We start from the raw sequence: 23,624 nt of genomic DNA on the forward strand, positions 1-23,624 counted from the left end.
GAGGAAGCTTTTGTGATCGGATTTCTGGAGGGATACCGCTTTATAAAAGAGCTTCAGAGGTCAGGCGGAGGTCTGACTCTGGTTTAGAAGAAAACACCCGATATGCTAGAATAATAGTAATTATTTAACCGGAGGTGTGTCCAAGATGCGATGGGATGAAGTTCAGGAGCGTTTCCCTAATGAATGGGTCGTTCTAGAGGCGACTAAGGCCTATTCTAAGGAAGGCCAGCGTTTTATTGAAGAGATGTCTGCGATCGACTCCTATGAGGACTCTACCAAAGCATTGAAGCGGTATAGTGAACTGCACCAGGAAGACCCTCACAGAGAGTATTGTTTCTTTCACACCTCCCGTCCTGAGGTTGTAGCGCGAGAACGATATGTGGGGATCAGAGGGCCAAGATGAACATAACGGAAATCTATGGACTTCCCTTCGTAAGCATGACAGTTGTGTTTAGGGGAGAGAGTTAAAGCTGGAGAAGGTATTGCTTGACACAGGCTCTGCCAGTACAATTTTGAACGCGGACATCGTGCAGGAGATTGGTATGGTTCCTGAAGGAAATGATGTCGTTGATATTATAAGGGGGGGGTTCTTGGTTTTAACTTCTTGAAACAAGCAGGGGCTGTGATTGATACTAGAGAAATGCAATTGAAAACTAACGTTTGCTAAACGGCTATTTCGTACAGTTCCAGCAGTAACCCCCGCCGAATTGTTGCTCTGCATGTCCACGCCTCGGCTCCATAAGGAGTATCAATAAAGACACCTGTACAGGTGTCTTTTTCGTTTTGCTCCTACTTGTTATAAGTTGATATGAACGATGCCATACAGAAATGTAGAAATTGGTTGTAACACCCAGCAGTATAAACTATAATTAGTGTCAGCTTGTAGATTAATGTCGAATAATGTATTGTCTTTCAGATAATTCAATAATAATAGGGCACACTCGTTGAAAAACGGGGTCGCAAAACTACAGGGGCTATCACATTTCCAATTTGGATATGTTATGCCAGCCAGTTACCGAAGGCAAGGAAAACCTCTCCTTTTCGGGAGAGGTTTTTTGTTGCAATGGGCCTGATTCATAAGGTGGGGGAACAGTGAGTATGTTTAATAAGTCGATTGTATTTATTATAGCTCTGATTGTTTTTGGACTACTAGGTAATATGCTCAGCCTATCCCTATTGCTGGGTGTCAATTTTATCTTCGGTAGTATATTCACCTTTTTGATATTGCGGATATATGGTCTTAAATGGGCTTTAGTAGCATCGGCTATTGTAAATGGTTACACGTTGTATCTCTGGAATCATCCTTACGCTATGCTTGTTTTTGTGCTGGAAACTTTATTTGTCGGCGTCTTCTATAGAGGGAAAAGGATTGTTCTTATTGATAGCCTATATTGGATGATTTTAGGGATGCCTCTCATATGGGTATTCTATCGTTATGCCCTTGATATGAATTTTACCGCTTCCCTGCTAATTGTGCTTAAGGATGCCGTAAATGGTATTTTAAATGTATTAATTTCCAGTTTGATTTTTACTTATCTGCCTCTTATTAAATGGCCATCATTCCAAAAACGCAAAATGTCGAGCTCTCTTCATGATGTGCTTTTCAACATATTTGTCACACTTACCTTTATAACTTTACTTCTAGTGACGGTGATGATCGGCCATGAACAGTATCGCAACATGAATGAAAAAATAAAGTCAGAGACTGAACGAGATTCCGCTATCATCCGCGATGATCTCACAGAGTGGGGAAAAGTTCATGTTGCCGCAATGAATACTTTATCGATGGCCGCGGCTGAGAATAGGATGGAAGAGATGGATTCGTTGCAGCGCCAAATGACCTATCTACTGGCGTTATATCCGGATTTTATTACTTCATACATTGCTGATCGCAACGGGGTTACAAAGCTGTTCTCTCCGTTACTGAATGACAAAGGAAAGTCAATGATTGGCTTAAGCTTCTCGGATCGGCCTTATTTTGAATATATGAGAGAAAAACACCAATTCGTTGTTTCCGATGTGTTTCTTGGAAGAGGTGGCGTTAACGAACCCATTGTGGTTGTGGGCTACCCTATTATGATTAGCGGCGAATTTACAGGGGCGGCCGTAGGTGCTCTAAATCTTAACTATGTTACAACGGAGTTAAAAAAGCTGGCGAATAACAGACTAATGAATGTCACAATCGTCGATCGGAATAACAAGGTTATTGCGAGTACTCGTGATGATCTAGCCGTTATGAACCCGTATAACTGGGCAGAAAGGGGCGAAGTAAGTGAAATAATTGGCGGTTTGTATCACTGGTTCCCGGATGCTATCAGAAATCCAATGAACAGATGGGGAGAATCCTCCTATTTCAAGATCATGACAATTCCGCAAATGGGTGATTGGAGTGTTATTGTCGAGACACCGATTGCCCCCTATCGTGACCGCTTGTATAGCTACTACATAAAAATATTCAGTATTTTATTGGCCTGTGGGTTGATATTTATTTTCATTTCTAATGTAATCAGTGGAATCATTGTTCGACCGATTAAGCTTTTAACCTACACGACCACCAATTTACCTGAGAAAATAGCCCAGAACCAGATCGTGAACTGGAAAGGCAGCTTTATACAAGAAATTAATACGCTTATATCTAACAGCAAGGATACGGCCATCAGACTTCAAAGCATGTTTGCTGAGATTCAACTCCTCGCCTATTACGACAGCTTGACCGGCTTACCCAATAGAGTCTACTTTAAACAACGATTACAGGCTTACTTGGAGGAAGCCGGTGGCCATGGTCACACAGCCGCAGTCCTGTTCATCGATCTCGATCGATTTAAGATGGTAAATGATACGTTCGGTCATACAAATGGCGATCAGTTTTTAAAGCTGGTTGTTGTGAGGGTTCAAGAATGTCTTGGTCAGGATGCGATCCTCTCAAGAATGGGTGGAGATGAATTCATCGCCTTACTTCCCAATGTGACCCGTGAACAATCGGAACAAATTGCCCAAGCTGTTCTTGCGGCATTTAAGATGCCCATTTCGATAAGTGATCACGAGGTGTATACCACACCAAGTATCGGTATCAGCCTCTTTCCAAGGGATGGAGACAGTGAGATGGAACTTATTAAGAACGCTGATCAAGCGATGTACATGGTTAAAAAGGCAGGGCGTAATGGTTACAGTTTCTATGAGGGGAAGCTTAATACATCATTGTCAAACCAGATGAGCTTGGAGACTATGCTTCATAAAGCTTTAGATAATCATGAGTTTGAACTATTCTATCAGCCCCGGATGGAATTGAAGACAGGCCAAATTATCGGAATAGAGGCTCTGATTCGATGGCGCCATCCAGTTCAGGGCATGATTGGCCCCGCGGAATTTATACCGATTGCCGAAGAAAGCGGACTGATTAGCCCCATTGGAGAATGGGTGCTACGGACAGCTTGTTCGCAAAATAAAGCTTGGCAGAATGAGGGCTACAAGCCAGTCTGTGTCTCCGTTAATCTATCCGTAAGGCAATTCAAGGATAAGGATCTGGTTCGGACCATCGCTGGCATCTTGAACGAGACCCAGCTTGATCCAAGATACTTGGAGCTGGAGATTACTGAAAATATAAGTATGAACAATGAAGAACAGGTACTCTCCACTTTACAGGAGATAAGAAAGTTAGGTGTTAAGATCTCCATTGATGATTTTGGCACTGGGTATTCTTCATTGAACTATCTTGTGAACTACCCAATCGATTTCCTTAAAATTGATCAGTCCTTCGTTCGTAACATTCAGAGCCAATCGAATGATGTGTCCATTGTGAAAGCTATCATTTTCATCGCACATAGCATCGGTTTAAAAGTTGTCGCGGAAGGCGTCGAAACGGAGGAACAATTGAACTTGCTGCGTGAATTGGAGTGTGATGATGTCCAGGGATATTTAATAAGCAAGCCGGTACAATGTGAAGAGGTAAGGAATTTCTTACAAGTGGGTGCCGATACTCGGGTGACATCAAATCCGTGACTACACTCGTAGAAACTTATGTGCCGTTATCTTCGGATAAGGGACCGCCTCCCCTCGGCTCCATACGAACTAAAAAGAAAGACCACCTGAGAAGGTGGTTTTTTTTATACGATTCTGATAAAATATATATACGTTATAACTATTAATACTGTTATAAGTTATAAGTTACAAGTTATAATTCAAGGTATTGGGATCATACTATAGGAGGAAAAGACAAAATGAATGGTGTGGTCAAAGTGACGAAGGAGAAACCGAAGGTGACCCGTTATTCCCGTAAAATAGGGCGAATGGGGAATAGCTTGGGAGTAAGCTTGCCAAAAGCCTTGGCGGAAAAGTTGGATGTTTCGCAAGGCGATGAAATCGAGTTTATTGAAAATGCCCATGGCGAAGTGGTATTAAAAAAAGTACGAATCGGTCATCTGCCTGCCCAGGTTCGGCCTGAGGTGCTGGAGGCATTTTACGATGTGTATGAGGAAGATTCGGGAATTCTGGAAGACCTGAGGGATCGCTGATATGGTTACCTTCCTTACCAAAGAAGAGGTCATTTCAGCACACTATTTTATAATGAAAAGAATGAATGATGCAGATCAAGCAGGAGTGAAAGATCATGGCTTGCTTGAATCTGCAGTACATAGGCCACAGCAAAGTATTTTTGGAGAGGATGCTTACCCAACTTTATTCAATAAAGCTGCAGCTTTATTGGATTCTCTGGTTAAAAATCACTGTTTTCACAATGGTAATAAGCGTACGGCTTATCTCGTTACTAAGTCATTCTTACTCCTTAATGGATACCATTTTAGGATGGAGCGAAAGCTTGCAGTGGAGTTTGTGGTAAATATAGCAAAGGGGTTGCATCCCTTAGAAATGACGGCTCATATTTTGAAAGAATACTCGGAAGAGCAATAATATATAGGATTGGTTTGAAACCAACGGTTTAACTCTAAGCACTCACGCTAAATTGCGAGGGTGTTTTTCATTGATCATATCAGAAACTCCTCAAATATACGTGCATATGTTCGTAAAATCGTTTATTTTCCTAAAATTTTGTGTATAATAAAGCTGACTGAGGAGGAATGACCTGTGACCAACGCAAAACAAACAATTGTGCCTCACATATGGTATGACAAAGAAGCGGTAGAAGCCGCTAATTTTTACGCCTCTGTTTTCCCCAAATCTAAAGTGACAAGTGTTACGACAATTCGTGATACACCGTCTGGTGACTGTGATCAGGTTTCTTTTGAAATATGGGGACAGAAGTTTATGGCGATCAGTGCAGGGCCGCATTTTAAGTTAAATCCGTCCGTGTCTTTCTTCGTTAATTTTGATCCGTCACGCGATAAGGATGCAGCTGAGAGAATAGATGAGGTCTGGAACAAATTATCTGAAGGCGGACAAGCATTAATGCCGCTTGATAAATATCCGTTCAGTGAGCGGTACGGCTGGATTCAGGATAAGTTTGGCGTGTCCTGGCAGCTGATGCTTACGAATCCGGAGGGCGAGGAGCGGCCGGCTATCATTCCGTCGTTTTTGTTTGTGGGTGATCAGTGCGGTAAGGCGGAGGAGGCGATGTCTCTCTATTTATCCGTATTTGGTAACTCGCGGCAGGGAACGATTGCCCGCTATCCCAAAGGCTTGGAGCCTGACCAGGAAGGAACCATTATGTTCGCTGACTTCATGCTGGAGAATCAGTGGTTCACCGCAATGGACAGTGCGCATGAGCATAAATTCAGCTTCAACGAGGCGATCTCCTTTATGGTGACATGCGATTCGCAAGAGGAGATTGATCACTACTGGGAGAAGCTGTCTGCCGTTCCGGAGGCTGAACAGTGCGGCTGGCTGAAAGATAAGTTTGGCGTGTCGTGGCAGATTGTACCTTCTGCGCTGGATGAGCTGCTAGCAAAAGGAACACCTGAGCAAATGGAGCGGGTTACGAAGGCTTTTTTGCAGATGAAGAAGTTCGATATTGCAGCATTGCAAGAGGCTTATAAGGGCGGGTGAGAGCATAGTTCCCTTCCTTTGCCGGAGGGAATATGATTATAGTAGTGCTAGAAAAGCGGCGGGAGGTAGAACTCTTACCGCTTTTTTGGTGTGCCGGAACAGTTTTAACGGAAATTCAAAATAGTAGCAAACGATCTAAAAAGTCCAATTTAAGATAATAAGCATCAGTGGAAGTGGTTAAGGGGGAGACTAGTCACGGTTCACTTCAGAAAACATCCTAAATATTCGTTAAAATTGATTGTATTATGCTTTTATCATTCACTTTTGACACAAAATCAAAAATGACTATAGAAATCAGTAGCCATGATTTACAAGGGAATCTGTAAAGGCTTACAATCTGACATATCTTTGCTGATGCAAGAAGATCTGGATTCGGTCTATTAGATGCTAAGAGAAGCGAGGTGAACGGAATAAAGAGAGCGCTTCATTTTACTATTTCACATTGAAAGCGCTTAATTATGAAGGACCGGAGAGCAAGCTTTTTCAGCAGGACTTGGCAGCTTCATGATTTTACGACGAGGAGTGAAGGTATTGAAGAGCAAGCTCAAAAAGTACGTGTCTGTAGTTCTCACTGTTTCTATGGCATTTATGCTGATGCCCTCTGCGGTTTCGGGTGCGCCGGAAGGCGGCGGTAACGCAACTGCAGCTGCCGCTTTGACACAAGTGGGCGATGTACTCGATTTTGAAGATGGCGAGTTAACAGGCACTGTAACCGGCGCTCCGGCAGCTACCGGCTCCGGTTCTGTAACGGTAGCAGTTTATGAATCTAACAAGGCACTCCGCGTTCAGCCTCCATCTGATACAGATTCAAATGAGGCCAAACAAGCCAGCTACTGGTGGACTCTTCCCTTAAACAGCGGTGAGTATGACCTTACCGGCAAAGATCAGGTTGAAGTATCCTTTGACTGGTGGGCTGATATTACCCGTCCAAGTGCCAACTCGCTTGATGTCCGTCTTAATGACGGTACGGATCAAGTGGTAACGCTGCGGACTGCCGGAGGCGGGACAAATGCGGACTCACCGGCGACCATATCCTATTATGCCGGCAATATGAATGCGGCTAATGCTCCGGCAACAGGAGCGTCTGTTACTGCGCTAACAGGCGTGCCGCGACTGACCAAACTTTCAGCGACCCTGAGCCTTGATCTCCTGGCTCAAGTGGCATCAATCAGCGTTACTGACGGAGGATCAAGGGTATACACTACGCCGCAGCCGCTAGCCATAGGCTCCGATAAACTGACCAGCCTGAGCATCGGTGCAAGCCGGGCAAGCGGACAGAACTGGGCAAGATTTAACGCGGTTACAGGTGTGGACTGGAATGAAGATACCTATGGTATGCGCGTTGACAATATCCTGTTCAAGGCAGCTTCGACCGGAGGCGTTAAACCGGTTATTAACCCGGGCGAGTTAACAATATCTCCGGCTTCCGTTGCCAGTCTGGAATATGGGGAAGGTTCTCTTGCCGATAAGCATTCGGCCACATTCAGCGCGGTTGTAATGCCTATTAATGCAACGGACCGGACGTTTACATGGTCAATCAGTGACGAGAAGATTGCTGCGATAGCAGTAAATCCGGACAAAAGTGTAACAGTTACCGCAGTTAGTGCCGGCGAGGCCACTCTTACGGCTGTGTCCACTATGGACGGGTCTATTAAGGACAGCGTGCAGATTAATGTAAAGCATGTTCCTTCCGTTACTGAGCCGGCTCCTGACTTTTCTGTACTGTTAGCGGAGGGGTACACACAGGAATTCGGGAGTAACTTTGCCGCTGGCGGGGCAGCTCCGCTATGGATATTTGCAGGTGGTACCTACCACACGCTTGCCAGAGAAGAAGCTCCTCAGGTTAATAATTATTTCCGGTTTGACGCCTCCGGTTCCGGAAACCGCGGCGGTAAGGGAGACTTACCTCACGCCGTTTCCGGAAGTAAGGTATATGTTAATCTGGACTGGAAGGTTCCGGCGGTTACCACCTTGCAGAATACGTTTAACCTGAGCTTCCAGGACGGTTCTAACGTTCTGCTTAGCTTAAGAACAGGTACGTATAACGGGGCAAGAACAATAGGTGCGTTTGCAGGGAGCCTGCCAGGGCCGACCGGACCCAATCCGGCCAACTTCTGGAGCAGTGACCGTTACCACGCTTTTACTTATAACGATGTGAATGTATGGTATAAGGTAGGCGTAGAGTTTGATTTTGATACGATGCTCGCTACGGTGTCCCTTGTTCCAAGAGATACTGCCGGCGCTGTGCCGTCTGTACTTACGATTCCTTTTGAGGGCAGCCAGATCAGCTCGTTCGTTCTTACAGGTGAGCGCGCCGGCGGGAATAACGTAGGTGTAGTTGATAATGGCGTAGATAATTTGTATTTCTTTACGAAGCAGCTTTCAGCAGACACCATAGTAGAAGTGCTGCCGTATGAGTTCTTGCCGGAACTTCCGGCAACAGCGGACAGCAATACCTTGCAGAGCTGGTTCAAGACTGTATACATCGGGGATGTGACTGACGAGGCAGGGCTTGATCTGCCGGCAACGGTTAAGGTTAAGCTTGCGGACGGCACTACTGCCGAGGTAGGCGTAACCTGGGCTTTAACAGAAGCCCCATGGTCTACAGCGGCTGCAGATCTGGTTTATAAGGCAGATAAACAGGGCATATTTTCCTATGCCGGGACGCTTACCAGTGTTCCTGACGTAGCAGTTAACAGAATGGGATTAAAGGCGAAGCTGTACATCGAGAACCGGCATAAAGACAAGGTTACTGCGGAGCCGATCTCAATGGAGTGGCTGGACAGAGGCGTGGTAGCCGTTCCGGTGAACAGCGGCAAAGGTGTGCTTGTAACATGGCGTCTGCTGTCCTCTGAATACAACAAAAGCTTAACCTTTAATGTCTACAGAAACGGCGACAAGATTAACACGTCACCAGTTACTGTGCTGGATTATGTGGATGCAGGCGGTAAAACCGGAGACAGATACGAAGTAGAGACTATAAACACTGGCGCGATGAGCAAGCCTGCAACAGCGTGGGCTAACAATTATGTTGATATTCCGCTTCAGAGACCGGCTGATCGTCCTAACCCGGCTCTGGCTTACGGTGCGGCATCTAGTGCCGACCCGATTACCTACACAGCCAATGACACCTCTGTAGCGGATATTAACGGTGATGGCCAGTATGAGATTCTTGTAAAATGGTATCCGTCCCAGGCCCAGGATCCGGGTCTTGCAAACCGGCATACCGGCGAAACCATTTTTGATGCCTATACGCTTGAAGGAAAATTGCTGTGGAGAATCAACCTGGGTATCAACATCGTGTCCAGCGCCCATCACAGCGCATTTAACTTCTATGATCTGGATCAGGACGGAAAAGCGGAATTTTCAGTTAAGACAGCAGACGGAACAAGGGGTTATCTTCCTAAAGCGGACGGTACCATTGATGATCTGACTGACACTCCTGCCTGGGTACTGGGTGACCCGGAAGCCGTATGGGTAGGCGGCCTTCAGAATCCGGCAAAAGATAATCAGGTCAACAATACGGCGCTGGGCAGAGTTGCGTCCGGTCCGGAAACCTTTACGGTGTTTAACGGGGAAACCGGCAAACCGGTTGATACCGTTGATTATTTTGCACCGTACAGCATTAGCTCAAACTGGGGCGATAACAACAATAACCGCAGCGACCGCTTCAACGGAGCCGTTGCCTATATGCCGAAGAATGGCGAATATGGCGCTGAGCCTTATCCTACCGTTATTGAGGTGCGCGCTCACTACGGCCCGCAGTATGTAGCGGCATACCAGTTTATTGACGGTAAAATAGTGGAGATCTGGACGTTCACGCTGGCTGACTGGAATGCAGGCAACAATCAGGGCAATCACAATGTTAAGGTGGCCGATGTGGATTTTGACGGCTATAACGAGGTTGTGCTTGGCGGCATCACGATCGATCAGGATGGAACGATTGTGTGGAGCACCAACGGAACGAGAGGTACAGTAGCCGGAGGTCACGGTGACGCGCTGCATGTAGCCGCGATGGTACCGGACAGCAACGAAATTTATGTTTTCCAGCCGCATGAAGCCAGTCCGCCAAACAATGTAACGCTGGTTCGCGGTTCCACAGGGGAAGCAGTGTGGACCTATTCAGCGAACTTAGGCGATGTTGGACGCGGCGTTGCAGCTAATGTAACTCCTTTACCGGGCTTTGAGGTGTGGGCGATAGGGACACCTATGTACAATATTCTAAGTGGTGAGGTTATTACATCTGATGTTGGCGGTATCGGCGTTGCTAATAAGGCGCCGGTTAACTTCATCCTGTATTGGGACGGAGACCTGCTGAGTGAATTCTTTGACGGGCCTGATAACTATAACTCAACAGCCGCTCCAGCGATCACGAAATTTAATTATGATGTGACAACTGGGCAGAGCGAGCTTACAACGCTCCAGACTCTGACCGGAACCTATTCCAATAACGGAACCAAGGCGAACCCGAGCCTTATCGCTGATATTTTCGGAGACTGGCGTGATGAGGTTCTTGTCCGCACCAATGACAATAACGCGCTGAGAATCTACACGACGGATATTCCAACCGACAATGTAATTTACACGCTGATGCATGATCCGCAGTATCGCCTGGCTGCTAACTCGCAGAATGCCATGTACAACCAGCCGGCGCATTTGAGCTTTTACCTGGGTGAAGACATCCGTGATGAAGTTCAGAACATGGAGCTTCCGGTGTCTAAGATCTACTACACTGCAGAAGTTGACGTTACCCCGGCTGAGAATTCTGTTCTCTCTGTAACAGAGGCAACGTACTATACGAACGCGGGAGCTGACCTCACGGTAACGGTGACATTAAACGGAAACACGCTTGCCGGGATTAAAAAGGGTGATATTGCCCTTGCTGAGACCGACTACAGCCTGGGTGCTGTAACGCCGGATGGCAAACAGACGGTTACAATCAAGAGAAGCTATTTGGCAACACTGTCTAATGGTGATATCCTGACCTTCGTGTTCAGTTCAGGGAAGTCTGCGAAGCTGAAGATTACGGTGACGACACAAGAGGTCTCTATTCCGGGATCAAATCCGGGATCAAACCCGGTTACTCCGACGCCAACCCCGGGCCCTACAGCGGGCTCCGGAACAGGTACCGGTTCTGCAGTGCAGACACCTACTCCGGAAAAGCCTGTTTTAAAGAGCACTCTTGTGAACGCAGAGCAGACTAAGGCTAAGCTGCAGCAGGCACTGCAAGCAAATCAGCCGGTCAGCTTCTCTGACGTACCACAAACGCATTGGGCAGCAAAAGCAATCCGGTTAGCTTCACAGCTTGGCATCGTCGAAGGTACGCTTAACGGCGAGTTCAAGGGTTCAAATCATGTAACCCGGGCTGAATTCACTGCGATGATCGTCCGTACGTTGGGCATTGATACGACAGGAGGATCAGGCTCCTTCTCTGACACTAAGGGTCATTGGGCAGATGCCTATATCACGGCATTACAACGTGCAGGTATCGTGAACGGTTCGGGCAACGGCAAGTTCAATCCTAATCAGGAGATTACCCGTGCCGAGATGGCTGCAATTCTGGCCCGTGTGCTGGATATGAGTGCACCTGCCAGCGCAGCGCAATTCTCTGATCTTAGCAATCATTGGGCTGCAGACAGCATTGAGCAGCTCAGCAGGGCAGGTATCGTATCCGGTATGGGCAACGGTAAGTTCGCACCGAACGACACTGCTACCCGTGATCAATCGGTAACGATTATTATGCGGATGCTGAATATTGTGCTTGATTTGAGTCTGGAGCTGTAGGACAGCTATAACTGTTACACGTAGCCTCGCGGAGAATGCCGCGGGGCTCTTTACATCTAAAGAGCTTTAGTTAAAGCTCAGGAAAGTGCCGAAGTGCTCGTCAGAAGAGTAGAATATGAGCAACATCGGGTCAATCCCGCGTTATATCAATTAAATTTTTACGCAATTTTCACCAATTCATCAGCCTGAACATACAAGAGGGAGCACCGCTTTGCGGATGCTTCCTCTTTGTGCTTATCCCGGGCCGGTCAGCTGGCGGGACATCAAAGCTTTTACATTATACAAATCTGAAAGTTAAATCCCCGACTTTTGCGTAACCTCAAATTCTCCTTTATAATGATAGGCCAGTGCACGAAGTCAGGAGGAAGCTATGAATTTTATTAAAAATCAGCTGGAGGCGTTTGGTGCCGGCGGGGTAATGGTAGATTATCTCTCGAATATAATCATGGTTCTTTTTATAGCGCTGCTCTCTATACTGGCTAATTTTGCAGTCAAAAAGCTTGTGCTGCGCGTCATTATCCATATCGTCAATAACAACCGGTATACGTGGGATAACATTATTCTCGAGAAAAAGGTGTTCCACAAGCTGTCTCATCTGGCGCCGGCCTTCATTATTTACTACTCGGCTTCTATTTTTCCGTTATATCAGTCTTTGATTGAAAAAGCGGCAATGACCTATATGATTATCGTTACGATCACAGTGCTGAATGCGCTGCTTGATGCGGTTGATGCGATTTACCGTACCTTTGATGTCTCCAAGATCAGACCGATCAGGGGCTACATTCAGGTTGCCAAAATCATTCTGTTCATCATTGGCGCCATTGTGGTCATCGCAAATCTGATCGGGCAGAATCCGTTGATTATTCTCAGCGGGCTGGGCGCGTTGTCAGCGGTTCTGATGCTGATCTTCAAAGATTCCATACTGGGCCTGGTGGCGGGTGTCCAGCTGTCCTCCAATGATATGGTGCGGGTGGGCGACTGGATTGAAATGCCCAAATATAATGCGGATGGTGAGGTCATCGACATTACCCTGAACACCGTAAAGGTCATGAATTTTGATAAAACAATTACGATGATCCCCAGCTACGCCCTCATTTCGGACTCCTTCAGGAACTGGAGAGGCATGCAGGTGTCCGGCGGGAGACGTATCAAACGGAGCGTGTATATTGATACGAGCAGCGTGTGCTTTTGCACCCGGGAAATGATTGAGGAGTTTCAGAAAATCCATTATCTCAGTGACTATGTAACAGCGAAGTTAAGCGAGATCAAGGCCTATAATATTGAGCATCAGGTCAATATAGAGAGCAATGTGAATGGAAGGCAGCTTACGAACATCGGCGTATTCAGAGCTTACATTCAGGAATACCTGCGGAATCATCCAAAAATTCATAAGGATATGACCCTGCTCGTCCGCCAGTTGGCGCCGGGTGATAACGGGCTGCCACTGGAGATCTACGCATTCAGCAATGATACCACCTGGGGAGTGTATGAGTCGGTGCAGGCGGATATTTTTGATCATATTTTTGCAGTTATCCCTACCTTCGGGCTGCGGGTGTTCCAGAATCCTACGGGCCATGATATTGTTCATTTAAAAGAGAAAGCCGAGTACTCGCGGAGCTATTGAGAAAAGAGTCAGAAGCAGCCCTAACCGGCTGCTTTTTTTGTAGTAAAGGATGGATAAGTTTTCGGGGTTATTTTGCTGTGGTCCCGCCCGCCCATAGTCTGGAATGGGAGGTTCAAACGATCATCCCCCTGTCAAATAATCATTAAGCCAGGATTCCGCATCGCAGATTGCGATATGAGTAAATGATTGTTTCGCAACCGCTTACACAGGGATATGCTGAGGTTGTTTCAGGACCTAATTTATGGGAGGGAATGAAGTGAAGAAGAGAACGGCAAGGGTAACGGGGGTTTTGCTTTTATTTACAATGGCATTATCTTTGGTAGCGGGCAACTGGGCAAACCCTACGGCACATGCAGCAGGTGTGTCCATTACGGTAAGCGGGGGCTGGAATGAAACGGCTTATGCGGAGTGGTCGCCGGTAAGCAGTGCAACGGGTTATAACGTATATGTGAAGCAGGCAAGTGCAGCGGACTCGCAGTATCAGCAGCTGGATAATCAGTTAATCCGCAAATACGCCTCTTACTGGAGAGCGGATGCAGTCGGGCTGGCCGCCGGGAGCTATGTAATGAAGGTAGAGGCTGTTCTGTCAGGAGGAGGAACCGCCAGCAGTGTAACAGGTACGCTGAATGTGGCGGCGCATGACCGGGCGGGATTTGCTTTTTCACCAAGCTCTCCCTTTGGTACAGGTTCCGGCGCTTATAACGCGAACGGGACGCTGAGAACTGGCGCAGAGGTCCTTTATGTTACCTCACAAACGGCTCAAACGGTAACCCTGCCTGTCAAAACCAGCAGCTCAGGTACAGTACTGACCGGCGTTGGGCTCGGTGAGATTTTGAATCTGAGGCAAAAGGGTTATGATACGACTCCACTGGCCATCCGGATTATCGGAAAGGTTACAGCAGCTGACCTGAGCGGGCAGCTGAACAGCAGCGGCTATTTGCAGGTCAAAGGCAAAAACAATTACTCGGAAATGAATATCACGATTGAAGGGATCGGCCAGGATGCTTATGCGTACGGCTGGGGACTGCTGCTCCGGTATGTGGGCAACGTGGAAGTCAGAAACCTGGGGCTGATGCTGTTCCCTGACGATGGCGTCTCCATGGATAGCGGCAATGCGAATGTGTGGGTGCACAATAATGATCTTTTCTACGGCGCGGCAGGCGGAGATGCGGATCAGGCCAAGGGTGACGGCTCCACGGACCTCAAGAACGGTTCATCCTATATCACCATTTCCTACAATCATTACTGGGATTCGGGAAAATCCTCACTGGTCGGCCTGACCGAACCGTCGGAATTCTATGCTACCTTTCATCATAACTGGTTCGACCACTCGGATTCCCGCCATCCGCGGATCCGCGTAGCGTCGGTTCATATTTATAACAACTATTTTGACGGAATCTCCAAATACGGTGTGGGTATGACGAGCGGAGGCTCCGCTTTCGTAGAATCCAATGTCTTCCGCAATGCTAAGTATCCGATGATGATCTCTCTGCAGGGCACAGATGCACTCGGGGAAGGCACCTTCTCCGGCGAAAACGGCGGGATGATCAAGGCGTACAACAATCAGGTGACGGGTGCAGCCAGCCTGATCTATGCCAACTCCGGTACGGGGACAGCTGCGGCTAATGCGACCTCTTTTGACGCCTACCTGGCATCTTCAAGAAGTGAGACGGTACCGGGCACTTTTAAGGCCTTAACAGGCGGAACGGTCTACAATAACTTTGATACGACTGTGAACACGGGAGTAAGCGTCTCTGCGGTTGATGCCGTCAGCTCGGTTGAGCAGAATGTAAAAGCAAAAGCCGGGCGCCTGGGCGGCGGCGACTTTAGCTGGACCTTTAACAATGACGTGGATGACGCGTCATATGCGCTCAATACCGCGCTGATGTCGGCTATCCGGGGTTATACTACCCAGCTTGTCTCTGTAGGTGGCAATTCCGGTGCCACTCCAACACCGACGCCGACAGCACCGGCTACACCGGCACCAACAGCGACTCCTGTGCCAACAGCTACACCGGCACCAACGGCAACGCCTGTACCAAGCGCAACGCCTGTGCCAACAGCGACACCGGTACCGACAGCCACCCCGGCTGCGGGGGCGTATGTCCACGACTTTACGGCATCGGGCAAAACGAGCAGCTTCTTTAACATCCAGGGCAATCTCTCTACCAGCAAAGGGACGGTTGTTTACAACGGCCTGACCCTGACCCAATGCCTGAAAATCGAGAGCTCGACCAGCATCCAGTTCACAGCGGCCAAAGCCTCGACGTTAACCCTGGTCTTCAACGCCGAAGGAACGCAGATTAAGGTGGACGGAACAAGCTATCCGATCACGAACCGGATTGCAACAATTCCGCTTGCAGCGGGGTCACATACGATTACGAAGGATAGTACGGCGAATTTGTATTATATGAAGCTGGAATAGAGCAGTGTACTTAGTTATTGCCCAGAGTGTTAGATGAGCGGTTAATAGGCCGCCAGCTTGACCGGAAACCCAGTTCATTTCCACGAATCTGGGTTTCTTTTTTACATGCTTGCCTGTAATTGGACCCCTTTACCTCTTCATGGACAACAAAATAAGAATCAGGCTGATGGTGTGAGACGTAATCGCCATATTTCCTGCGCTGGCCAAAAAACTCCGTAACCACGCGGTAGACAACATCAGCTCCTTGGGCTGGATCGGTGGGCGTATGATACTTCAAGTGCCAGATTGACCCTTTCACTAAAGGTAAGGTCCTTCTTCTGTAACACGGCCTTCTGTGCGCTTGCTATTGCGGTGAGTACCTGTTCCTACAGCACTCTTCGGCCATCATCTGTAGTCATCAATGCTTCGTCCTCTCCGTTATCTGCTGCCATCCCGCTTTCCGCTTCCGGTGGCTCCATGCCCAATAATTTTAAGATGGCTGTCTTCAAATTGAGTTGATCCTGCCTGCAGAGTGACAGCGCCAGTTCTGCTTCATAATAAGCCTGCTCCATCAGCTCCTCTATGTCCTCAGTACTGCTTATATTCAGGAGAAATAACGATTGCAGAAAATGCCAGCGCGCGTTCCGGGGATCAAGTTGTATCGCGTTCATAATAAGCCGGCTTGACATGAGCGGGGGTGCTTCCATTCTGTGCAGCGATTGCGCCGCGAAGCCCCAGTACAATGCTTTGTCCGGATTCTCATGAACGGCCTGCATATAGTAGGAGTAAGCGTCCATGAGATTATTTTGCTGAAAATATAATTCTCCCACAGCGAAGAAAGCCGCTGCACGCCCTTCACAGCCGGGATCACCTGCCTGCCGCTCAAGCTCAGCTAATAGATCTACTGCCCGCCCGCCCGCAATCATGGCATTCACCCGGTCGAGCTCAGGGTATGTCTCGTCATCACGTTCGATACTCTGTGGAACGAAACCGTCAGAATGCACTGGCAGCGGTTCGCTATAGCCAAAGGAGTGAAAGACACGCTGCTGCTCCTGGCAGAATCTCACCAGCTTGTGGTTCCTTTGCAGCGCTGACAACTGCTCGAGTGTGAGCAAAGCCTGGTAACAGTCCTCGAACCTCCCGGTGCGGAAACAAAATTCTGTGAAGGATTTAATTGACTCCAGTGATAGCCAATGGTTTTGCATCAGGATGCTGAGCTCATCGGGGTTCCCGGCAAGAATTGCTTTTTCCAGGGAGTCAGTCATCGACTGATTAAAGCGCACAAGTGCTGCTTCCTGTTCTTCTTCCGACTGATTCATGAGCGGATATAACTGCTGCCCGCTAAGCGTGGACTTCTTCAGGAGAACCTCTACGCCGTAAGCAAGTCCGTTATAACCGCCGATAATCCGGTGAATGTGCACTTCGTACGAATCTCCCCTGTCCAGCTGCGGGGCCAACTGTGCTGCAATCTCCCGCGGGATCCATCCGATGCTCGCACCAGTGAGGTTTACTACATCGATTGCGTTCCGGTCATGCAGATTGGACTGCTCTCTTTTTAGATAAATATTGTCTTGGGCTGACAAGCCTGCGATCGTACGTTGTCTGTCTCCGAAAGTAACTCCCGTTAAGCGTATCAAAGAGTCCACTGTCCTCACCTCCACTATAAAAACTGCTATTTAATATAGTATACTTAATTTGGAATCACTGGTAGGCCAACTTCTATTATGGGAGGAACCATATGTTTCGTACTAACCGAGATCGCCCGTTAACCGAATATCAGAAGAATGAGCTTATTGATTTTGTAACAGGGACGATGAATCATGTGCTGGAAGCCGGGCAGACAATTCAATTGATTGAAGAGTATGACCTGCTCATTCGGGTAGTACTGCAAGAAGAATCCTTCGTCGGTGCTATTTATGCTTTATCTGACTGCAGGATCGATGCAAGCGGCCTGGTTGATTTTCCGGAGAAGCCGTTATTCGTCGGGACACGTGACTACTATAATGTTCAGGATCATGAATATGAACTGGACCAGCAGTCGCTGGACCGGATGGATGGGCAATCCCGTGAGGCGCTGATTCTCGTCTCTGGTTTATTCCTGGCCTTTAAGACGGAAGCTGCCGCTCAGCCGGGAGAGCTGAGTGAGGATGAACAGCAGCGTATTTTACCGGTTCTGAAGACATGCCTGCAACAAACTTATGTGGACCGGGAGCCTGGTTACGGCACGCTCGAAGAGTTTGATACTCTAATCATGACCACCCCGATGGACAATGGAATGAGTCTGGCGCTTTTTGAACTCTCTGAATGTGTGATGCAGCTGGGCACTCCTGTTGAGCTGCCGATGAATCCCCTGTACGTGGGAGTGCTTGACCACAGGGAAGGCTTTACCGGGAACGCAAACAGTGAGATACAAGGCACGAAACATGAGCAGGTAGCCCAATATATTCATATGTGCCTTGTTCAATCGTTGCGGACAGCTTAGAAGGAGTGAATAATCATGTCAATCGGCCGGAATGAGCCATGCCTCTGCCAATCCGGGAAGAAGTACAAAAAGTGCTGCGGGCAAAACGGGAATAATAATCCAATCAAAGTAAAGATGAATTGGCCTAAATATACATATGACCCGCAGAATCAAACGCCGCAGGATGAATTCCAAATGACGGTTGAGGGCCTCAGCTATATAGGCAAAAGGGAAGTTGTATATGTTCCAGAGGTGCTGGACGGTCAGGCCGTAACCGCAATTGCAGAAAGGGGTTTTGCCGGACTGCCGGTTCGGGAGGTTTATTTGCCGCCGGCCCTAGAAGGAATCGGGAATGAGGCGTTTGAAAGCTGCCTTCATTTGAGAACCATAGCCTTTCCACCCGGCCTGAAAAAGATTGGACGTTTTGCCTTTCAGGATTGTAAAAACCTGAGTGCCATTTATCTTTATGATGAACTAGAGATACTGGATGGTTACGCATTTGATGGGTGTACCGGCCTGAAAGCTGCACGTTTACCAAGCCGGATAGATTACATTGGAGCGTATGCCTTTTCTGAAACCGGACTAAAACAAATTGTGCTGCCGGCTGGAATGCAGTTTCTGGGGAATAGTCTGTTCTACAATTGTACGGAATTGGAGAGGGTATACTTTCAAGAGGGCTTGGAAGTGATCGGAAATATGTCATTTGCCAATTGCAGAAACTTGGAAGCTGTGTATTTCCCGAATAGTCTGCAGGTCATCGCTATGGGAGCTTTTCAGGATTGTATCCGGCTGCGGGAAGTACTGGTTCAGCATAACATCAAAAAAGTACATGATGGAGCGTTCATCGGCTGTACCAATATAAACAAATACATCAGCCCTTTTAAGCAGGATGTAAGGGTTGAATTATATGACCTGGAAAGCGAAATGTTAGCCTCATTTAAAATTACGGAGCAAAATCCCAAACCGCGGTTCGGCTTTCTGGCTTCGATTATCTTGATTGAACAGCTATCCGGGCAAAGAAGGATTGATCTGACACACATGCTTGATACGCAAAGCTTTACAGATCAATTACTGGCAGAGATTAATAACCTGTTCATGCTGGAAATCAATCCTCTCTCTAAAACAAACAATGAATTGTCAGATCTGGAAGAGTTCGAAATAGAGGAAGCACTGGAGGAAGATAAAGAAATTTCGGCACTTACGGACCGCTATGTCGGATTGCTCTCAGCAGGTGTGGAAAGTAAAAGAGCCGGAAATTACAAAGAGGCGAAGGAGAAATATATTGAGGCCATCCAATTGAAGCCAGGCGAATCAACAGCGTATTATAATCTGGGCAAAATTTTATATCTTAATGAAGAGTACGAAGCGAGTGTTCGCTCTTATAAAACTGCGTTGGAGCTGGGTTACAATTACGCTGAAACCCTTCGCCACCTCGGCCACTCCCTGCTTGATAAAAAAAATAAAGAAAACGGGTATGCAGAAGTTATTCAGTCTTATATGGAAGGTATTTCTCCGCATCTGCTGAAGCAGAAGATTCTGGACAGAAAGGAAACGTTCAGCGTCGCCCTGTCGCTAGAGAAAGAATACAATCTCCTGTGTATACAGGCTGCGGAAGATTATTTAGAGGATAAAGCCCAATGATACCGGTAAAAATCAGGAAAAATTTTATGAAAGATGTGCCTATGGAAAAGCAGGAAATCGTAAAAAGTAAAATCGATTATTTTTCCAAAATGCTGCCGGACAAGAAGACCCTTTCGGAGATTCCAAAAGGGTTTTGGGTGCGGAATGTGCGGGGCACTGACATTTATAAATTCCGCGTGAACAGTGGTGACCGGATACTGTTCAAATACGAACAAATGAATGGAGAAGAGACTTTGGTCCTCCTTAGTTTCCAGACCCATGACCGGCAAATTCGTGCCGCTAAATCCATAACTGCGTATTCAGAAGTGCTCGATTATACGATTAACGAGGACGCTTATGAAAATGAACCTGTGGATAAGGAAATCGATGATTATGTAGTAGCAGAAGTTTATAGTCACTTGGAGTCGATCAGACAGGAAATTATATTTGAAGATGAGTATATCAATCTTGCCGTCGAATATGATGAGCAGCAGACCAATATTTTAAGCCTACAGCAGTTTGAATGCTTAACAGAAGTATCGCAGCCTGTGATCATTTTTGGTTGTGCAGGAAGCGGGAAAACCAATATTGCCCTTCGCAAATTGCTTGAACAGTGCCTTGTACAACAATACCATTTATCTCACTAAATCTTCTATGATCACTGAAAAGACAAAGGCATTATTTACTCAACAGCACACTCCCGATATCGTGTTTCGTACATTTAAGGATTTATTGTTGAGTGAGGTCGGGATAAAAGAAGCGATAATTATTGAATTTGAGGATTTTGAAAGATGGATGTACCATGAGCAGTTTATCCCTGATCAGGCAGAGTTTACAATCCGGGATGTCTGGCTGGAGATCAACTCCATACTCAAAGGTACCATTACACAAGACGGCCGCATATTATCCAAAGCATCATATCTGACAGCGAAGGAAAGCTATTTTAATGAAGCCAGCAAAAAAGAGATTTACCATATTGCGTCCCGTTATGAAATATGGCTGAAGCTCCATGAATATTATGATTATAATGATCTGGTATATTTGGCGTTGCAAAAGGAAAGCGTTCATGTCTATTCAAATATTGTTTTTGACGAGATACAGGAGCTGACAGCAAGACAGTTGGAGTATTTAATGAGAATAACGAGCAACAAGCAAAATTTACTTATGCTGGGCGATATTCATCAGGTTACAGACCAGTATATGTTTAACTTGCCGTTTCTAAAAAATAAATTATACGCTGAAAATTATATACTTAAAGAAAATTACATTTATAAAAATTACCGTTCAGGGGACCAAACCGTTCATTGGACTAACGAACTTAAGAACATCAAATTCAATCTCTTATCGCATGAAAAAGAGGAATTTCGCATACCCGATGAATCCGTAAGAAAGGGAAGCAAGCCTAATGTGTATCATGGGGAAATTGATTCGTTAGCACTATTCTCGCAGATCGAACAAGATGCTGATTCTATTGTGGTGGTCGGGGACAGTGTGCAGAAGCAGAAGCTTGAGGATAACGGGCTCAAACGGATTTTTACGATTGAAGAAACGCGCGGACTGGAATACAAAACCGTATATGGCTTCAACCTGTTGTCAAACTTCAATGTCTTATGGCGGCAATTGTTTCAATCGGGGCAGAGAGCGCACTATGTATATAGCACCTATTTTAATCTCATCTATTTGGCGGTCACCCGCAGCAAAGAAACACTATATTTCATCGAATCAGAGAGAACGATAATAGAGGACAAGCTGGAGGCCTTCTTTGCGCCTTGTGAAACAATCGCGCCGGCCATCCAATCAGGCATGCAGGAAAATGATCAAAAAAGATGGCTGGATGAAGCTAACCGCTTATTTAAACTCCGCAAATATGAGAAGGCGGCAGATGCCTATGAAAGAGCGGAACAATTTGAAAAGAGGGACAGCTGCCTGAAGTTGGCGCATCATAAATTATTATATGAATACAATGAAAAATTCAAATGCTTCATTCAGTTATCAACGGACAAATGCTCACCACAAATCTTACGGATTATGCTGGATTGTATTGAAAAAAAATATTCAACCAGCATCGTCGGGGCGTTTCAGATCCTATTACAAACCACCCCGCGTTATGGCATTGATTATAGACGTATGAGAGGTTTTCTGGAACCGGATTGGACGAACACTGAGAAGGCTGCTTGTTTATATGAACGAATCTCACAAAGCATTTTTAACCGGAATGAGATTATTTTCGTTGTTACCCTGTTTAAGGAAGACAAACCGCTATCCCTGGAAACCTGTAATGACAAGGGGCATCAGGATATTTCCATTAAAGTGCATGATAAGAGCATAAAAATTCATTCTGCCACCTTAACGGAACAAAGAAAGCTGGAGGAACATTTAAACTGGGCAGATTCTTTAGGCCATGATAAAACTCAGGCCATTAAAGGTGAATACGGGTTTCAGTTTATTGAAGAGAACAAGCTGAAATATGAGAAATCCAAGGCAGAGGACATTCTGGATATGATCTTCAAAGATAAAGACGGAGAGTAACTCTTAATGCGCTCAGGGGCATTGATATCAGGATTAACCGGTATACAGAACGTTTGCACAAAAAAGAGAACAAAGAAAAGAGGAGCACCTAATTTAAAAGCCGGAATCCTATAGGGATCCTGGTTTTTTTATAAGAATATATGTTCGGTGACGGATCCTTGTCAATCTAGGATGCTAGAATTGTTTAAGCCGGGATTTACGCTGACAGCAAGAGTATCCTTCATCGATATAGAAAAAGTAGAATGGAAAATTTTTAATGTCTATAATTAAAGAAACTTACATAGGAGGAAATAAGGGTGACTAAGATGATAAAGTTTAATTTGATTATCAATAACATGCCGGTTCGGACAATTGAGGAGCTGCGGCAGCATTTTTTCTTTGAGGAAGTATTAAACCTGTACCGGAACGGATTGTTACATAAGTGGTTGTCCGTAAGGGGCTACAAAAAAGAACATGATGAATTGGCACTGGTCTCGGGAGATAGAGATGAGGATCTTATCAACCAATTAATTAGGATTTTTGATATGGGGCTAAACGAGCAGGAGATAGAGGAAGAAATATATATTTTAAAGTACAAAAAAGAACGGTTGATCCAACTCGAGGAGCTGGATAAGCTGCAATTCACTGCTGACTCGGTTATTGACGATTATCATAATGGTTATCAGAATTTGATTCAAAGCATTCTTAACGACAAGGAGCATATGCCACGGTTAAAAGCTCATATAAATGAACTTTGCACGAATTATATGGAACTGTTTAAGCTTAACTTCCCTATTTTTTTCACAACTGTCTATGAAGCGCCGCTGGCAATCTTTGCAATGCTAATGCGCGAGGAATTAAGACCCTATTTGATACACAAAATTGATATCGGTAATACACCTGAATTTCTCTATACTAAAAGTATTTATAACCGCATAACTGCTCTTGTCTTTAATAAAGATACTTTAAAACAGACCCTGGGGGAAGAGTTAAAGAGCTTTAAAGGTGTGACGGACGGTTATTGGAAAGATATCGAGAGTAAGGAAAAAAGATATTTGATCATTCATTTAGAGGCAACCAATGTAAACAAGAGTTTTATCCGAAATGCTGCAGTTGTTGGCGAAGAGCTGTCTAATAAAGAAGTAAATGAACAATTCCTGCTGCTGGATGGAATTGATTATAAGAGCAACTATAGTAATAATGAACTGCTCTATATGGAGGTTTAA

The 23,624-nt window shown here is 46.1% G+C and carries 14 protein-coding genes and 1 riboswitch; of the genes, 13 read left to right on the forward strand and 1 reads right to left on the reverse strand.

Annotated elements, in window-relative coordinates; all coding sequences use genetic code 11:
* Positions 1-145 precede the first annotated feature (145 nt).
* From M2108_RS09220 to M2108_RS09255, 8 genes are all read left to right on the forward strand, one after another.
* A complete protein-coding gene (locus tag M2108_RS09220) occupies positions 146-403 on the forward strand; it encodes a hypothetical protein (RefSeq protein ID WP_277468998.1) in 258 nt (85 codons plus the stop codon).
* Positions 404-924: 521 nt separating this feature from the next.
* A riboswitch (cyclic di-GMP riboswitch) is annotated at positions 925-1,020 on the forward strand.
* 78 nt (positions 1,021-1,098) lie between these two features.
* Positions 1,099-3,999, forward strand: coding sequence for an EAL domain-containing protein (locus M2108_RS09225; protein WP_277468999.1), 2,901 nt, complete (start codon positions 1,099-1,101; stop codon positions 3,997-3,999).
* Positions 4,000-4,217: 218 nt separating this feature from the next.
* Positions 4,218-4,511, forward strand: coding sequence for an AbrB/MazE/SpoVT family DNA-binding domain-containing protein (locus M2108_RS09230; RefSeq protein ID WP_277468808.1), 294 nt, complete (start codon positions 4,218-4,220; stop codon positions 4,509-4,511).
* Position 4,512: 1 nt separating this feature from the next.
* Positions 4,513-4,905 (forward strand): type II toxin-antitoxin system death-on-curing family toxin, encoded by a 393-nt coding sequence (locus M2108_RS09235; protein WP_277468809.1) that lies wholly within the window; start codon positions 4,513-4,515, stop codon positions 4,903-4,905.
* Positions 4,906-5,079: 174 nt separating this feature from the next.
* A complete protein-coding gene (locus M2108_RS09240) occupies positions 5,080-5,997 on the forward strand; it encodes a VOC family protein (protein ID WP_277468810.1) in 918 nt (305 codons plus the stop codon).
* A gap of 531 nt (positions 5,998-6,528) precedes the next feature.
* On the forward strand, positions 6,529-11,781 hold the full coding sequence (locus M2108_RS09245) for a rhamnogalacturonan lyase family protein (RefSeq protein ID WP_280776982.1): 5,253 nt from the start codon (positions 6,529-6,531) through the stop codon (positions 11,779-11,781).
* A gap of 370 nt (positions 11,782-12,151) precedes the next feature.
* Positions 12,152-13,405, forward strand: a complete 1,254-nt coding sequence (locus M2108_RS09250) for a mechanosensitive ion channel family protein (RefSeq protein ID WP_277468812.1) — start codon at positions 12,152-12,154, stop codon at positions 13,403-13,405.
* 256 nt (positions 13,406-13,661) lie between these two features.
* Positions 13,662-15,830 (forward strand): pectate lyase family protein, encoded by a 2,169-nt coding sequence (locus tag M2108_RS09255; protein ID WP_277468813.1) that lies wholly within the window; start codon positions 13,662-13,664, stop codon positions 15,828-15,830.
* A gap of 365 nt (positions 15,831-16,195) precedes the next feature.
* Here the strand turns inward: M2108_RS09255 and M2108_RS09260 are convergent, their stop codons facing one another.
* Positions 16,196-17,455, reverse strand: a complete 1,260-nt coding sequence (locus tag M2108_RS09260; protein ID WP_277468814.1) for an HIRAN domain-containing protein — start codon at positions 17,453-17,455, stop codon at positions 16,196-16,198.
* A gap of 92 nt (positions 17,456-17,547) precedes the next feature.
* Here M2108_RS09260 and M2108_RS09265 point away from each other — a divergent pair, with 92 nt between their 5' ends.
* The 5 genes from M2108_RS09265 (at position 17,548) to M2108_RS09285 (ending at position 23,624) form a co-directional block, all read left to right on the forward strand.
* Positions 17,548-18,291, forward strand: a complete 744-nt coding sequence (locus M2108_RS09265) for a hypothetical protein (protein WP_277468815.1) — start codon at positions 17,548-17,550, stop codon at positions 18,289-18,291.
* A 15-nt stretch (positions 18,292-18,306) separates the two neighbouring features.
* Positions 18,307-19,911: a leucine-rich repeat protein gene (locus M2108_RS09270; RefSeq protein ID WP_277468816.1), complete on the forward strand. Its 1,605-nt coding sequence runs from the start codon at positions 18,307-18,309 to the stop codon at positions 19,909-19,911.
* Positions 19,908-20,537, forward strand: coding sequence for a hypothetical protein (locus M2108_RS09275; RefSeq protein WP_277468817.1), 630 nt, complete (start codon positions 19,908-19,910; stop codon positions 20,535-20,537). Before M2108_RS09270 ends, M2108_RS09275 begins: the two co-directional genes overlap by 4 nt.
* A gap of 88 nt (positions 20,538-20,625) precedes the next feature.
* Positions 20,626-22,419: a UvrD-helicase domain-containing protein gene (locus M2108_RS09280; RefSeq protein ID WP_280776984.1), complete on the forward strand. Its 1,794-nt coding sequence runs from the start codon at positions 20,626-20,628 to the stop codon at positions 22,417-22,419.
* Between the two features lie 296 nt (positions 22,420-22,715).
* Positions 22,716-23,624 (forward strand): hypothetical protein, encoded by a 909-nt coding sequence (locus M2108_RS09285; protein ID WP_277468819.1) that lies wholly within the window; start codon positions 22,716-22,718, stop codon positions 23,622-23,624.

Source organism: Paenibacillus sp. PastM-3 (assembly GCF_029893965.1).
Classification (GTDB): Bacteria; Bacillota; Bacilli; order Paenibacillales; family Paenibacillaceae; genus Paenibacillus_AQ.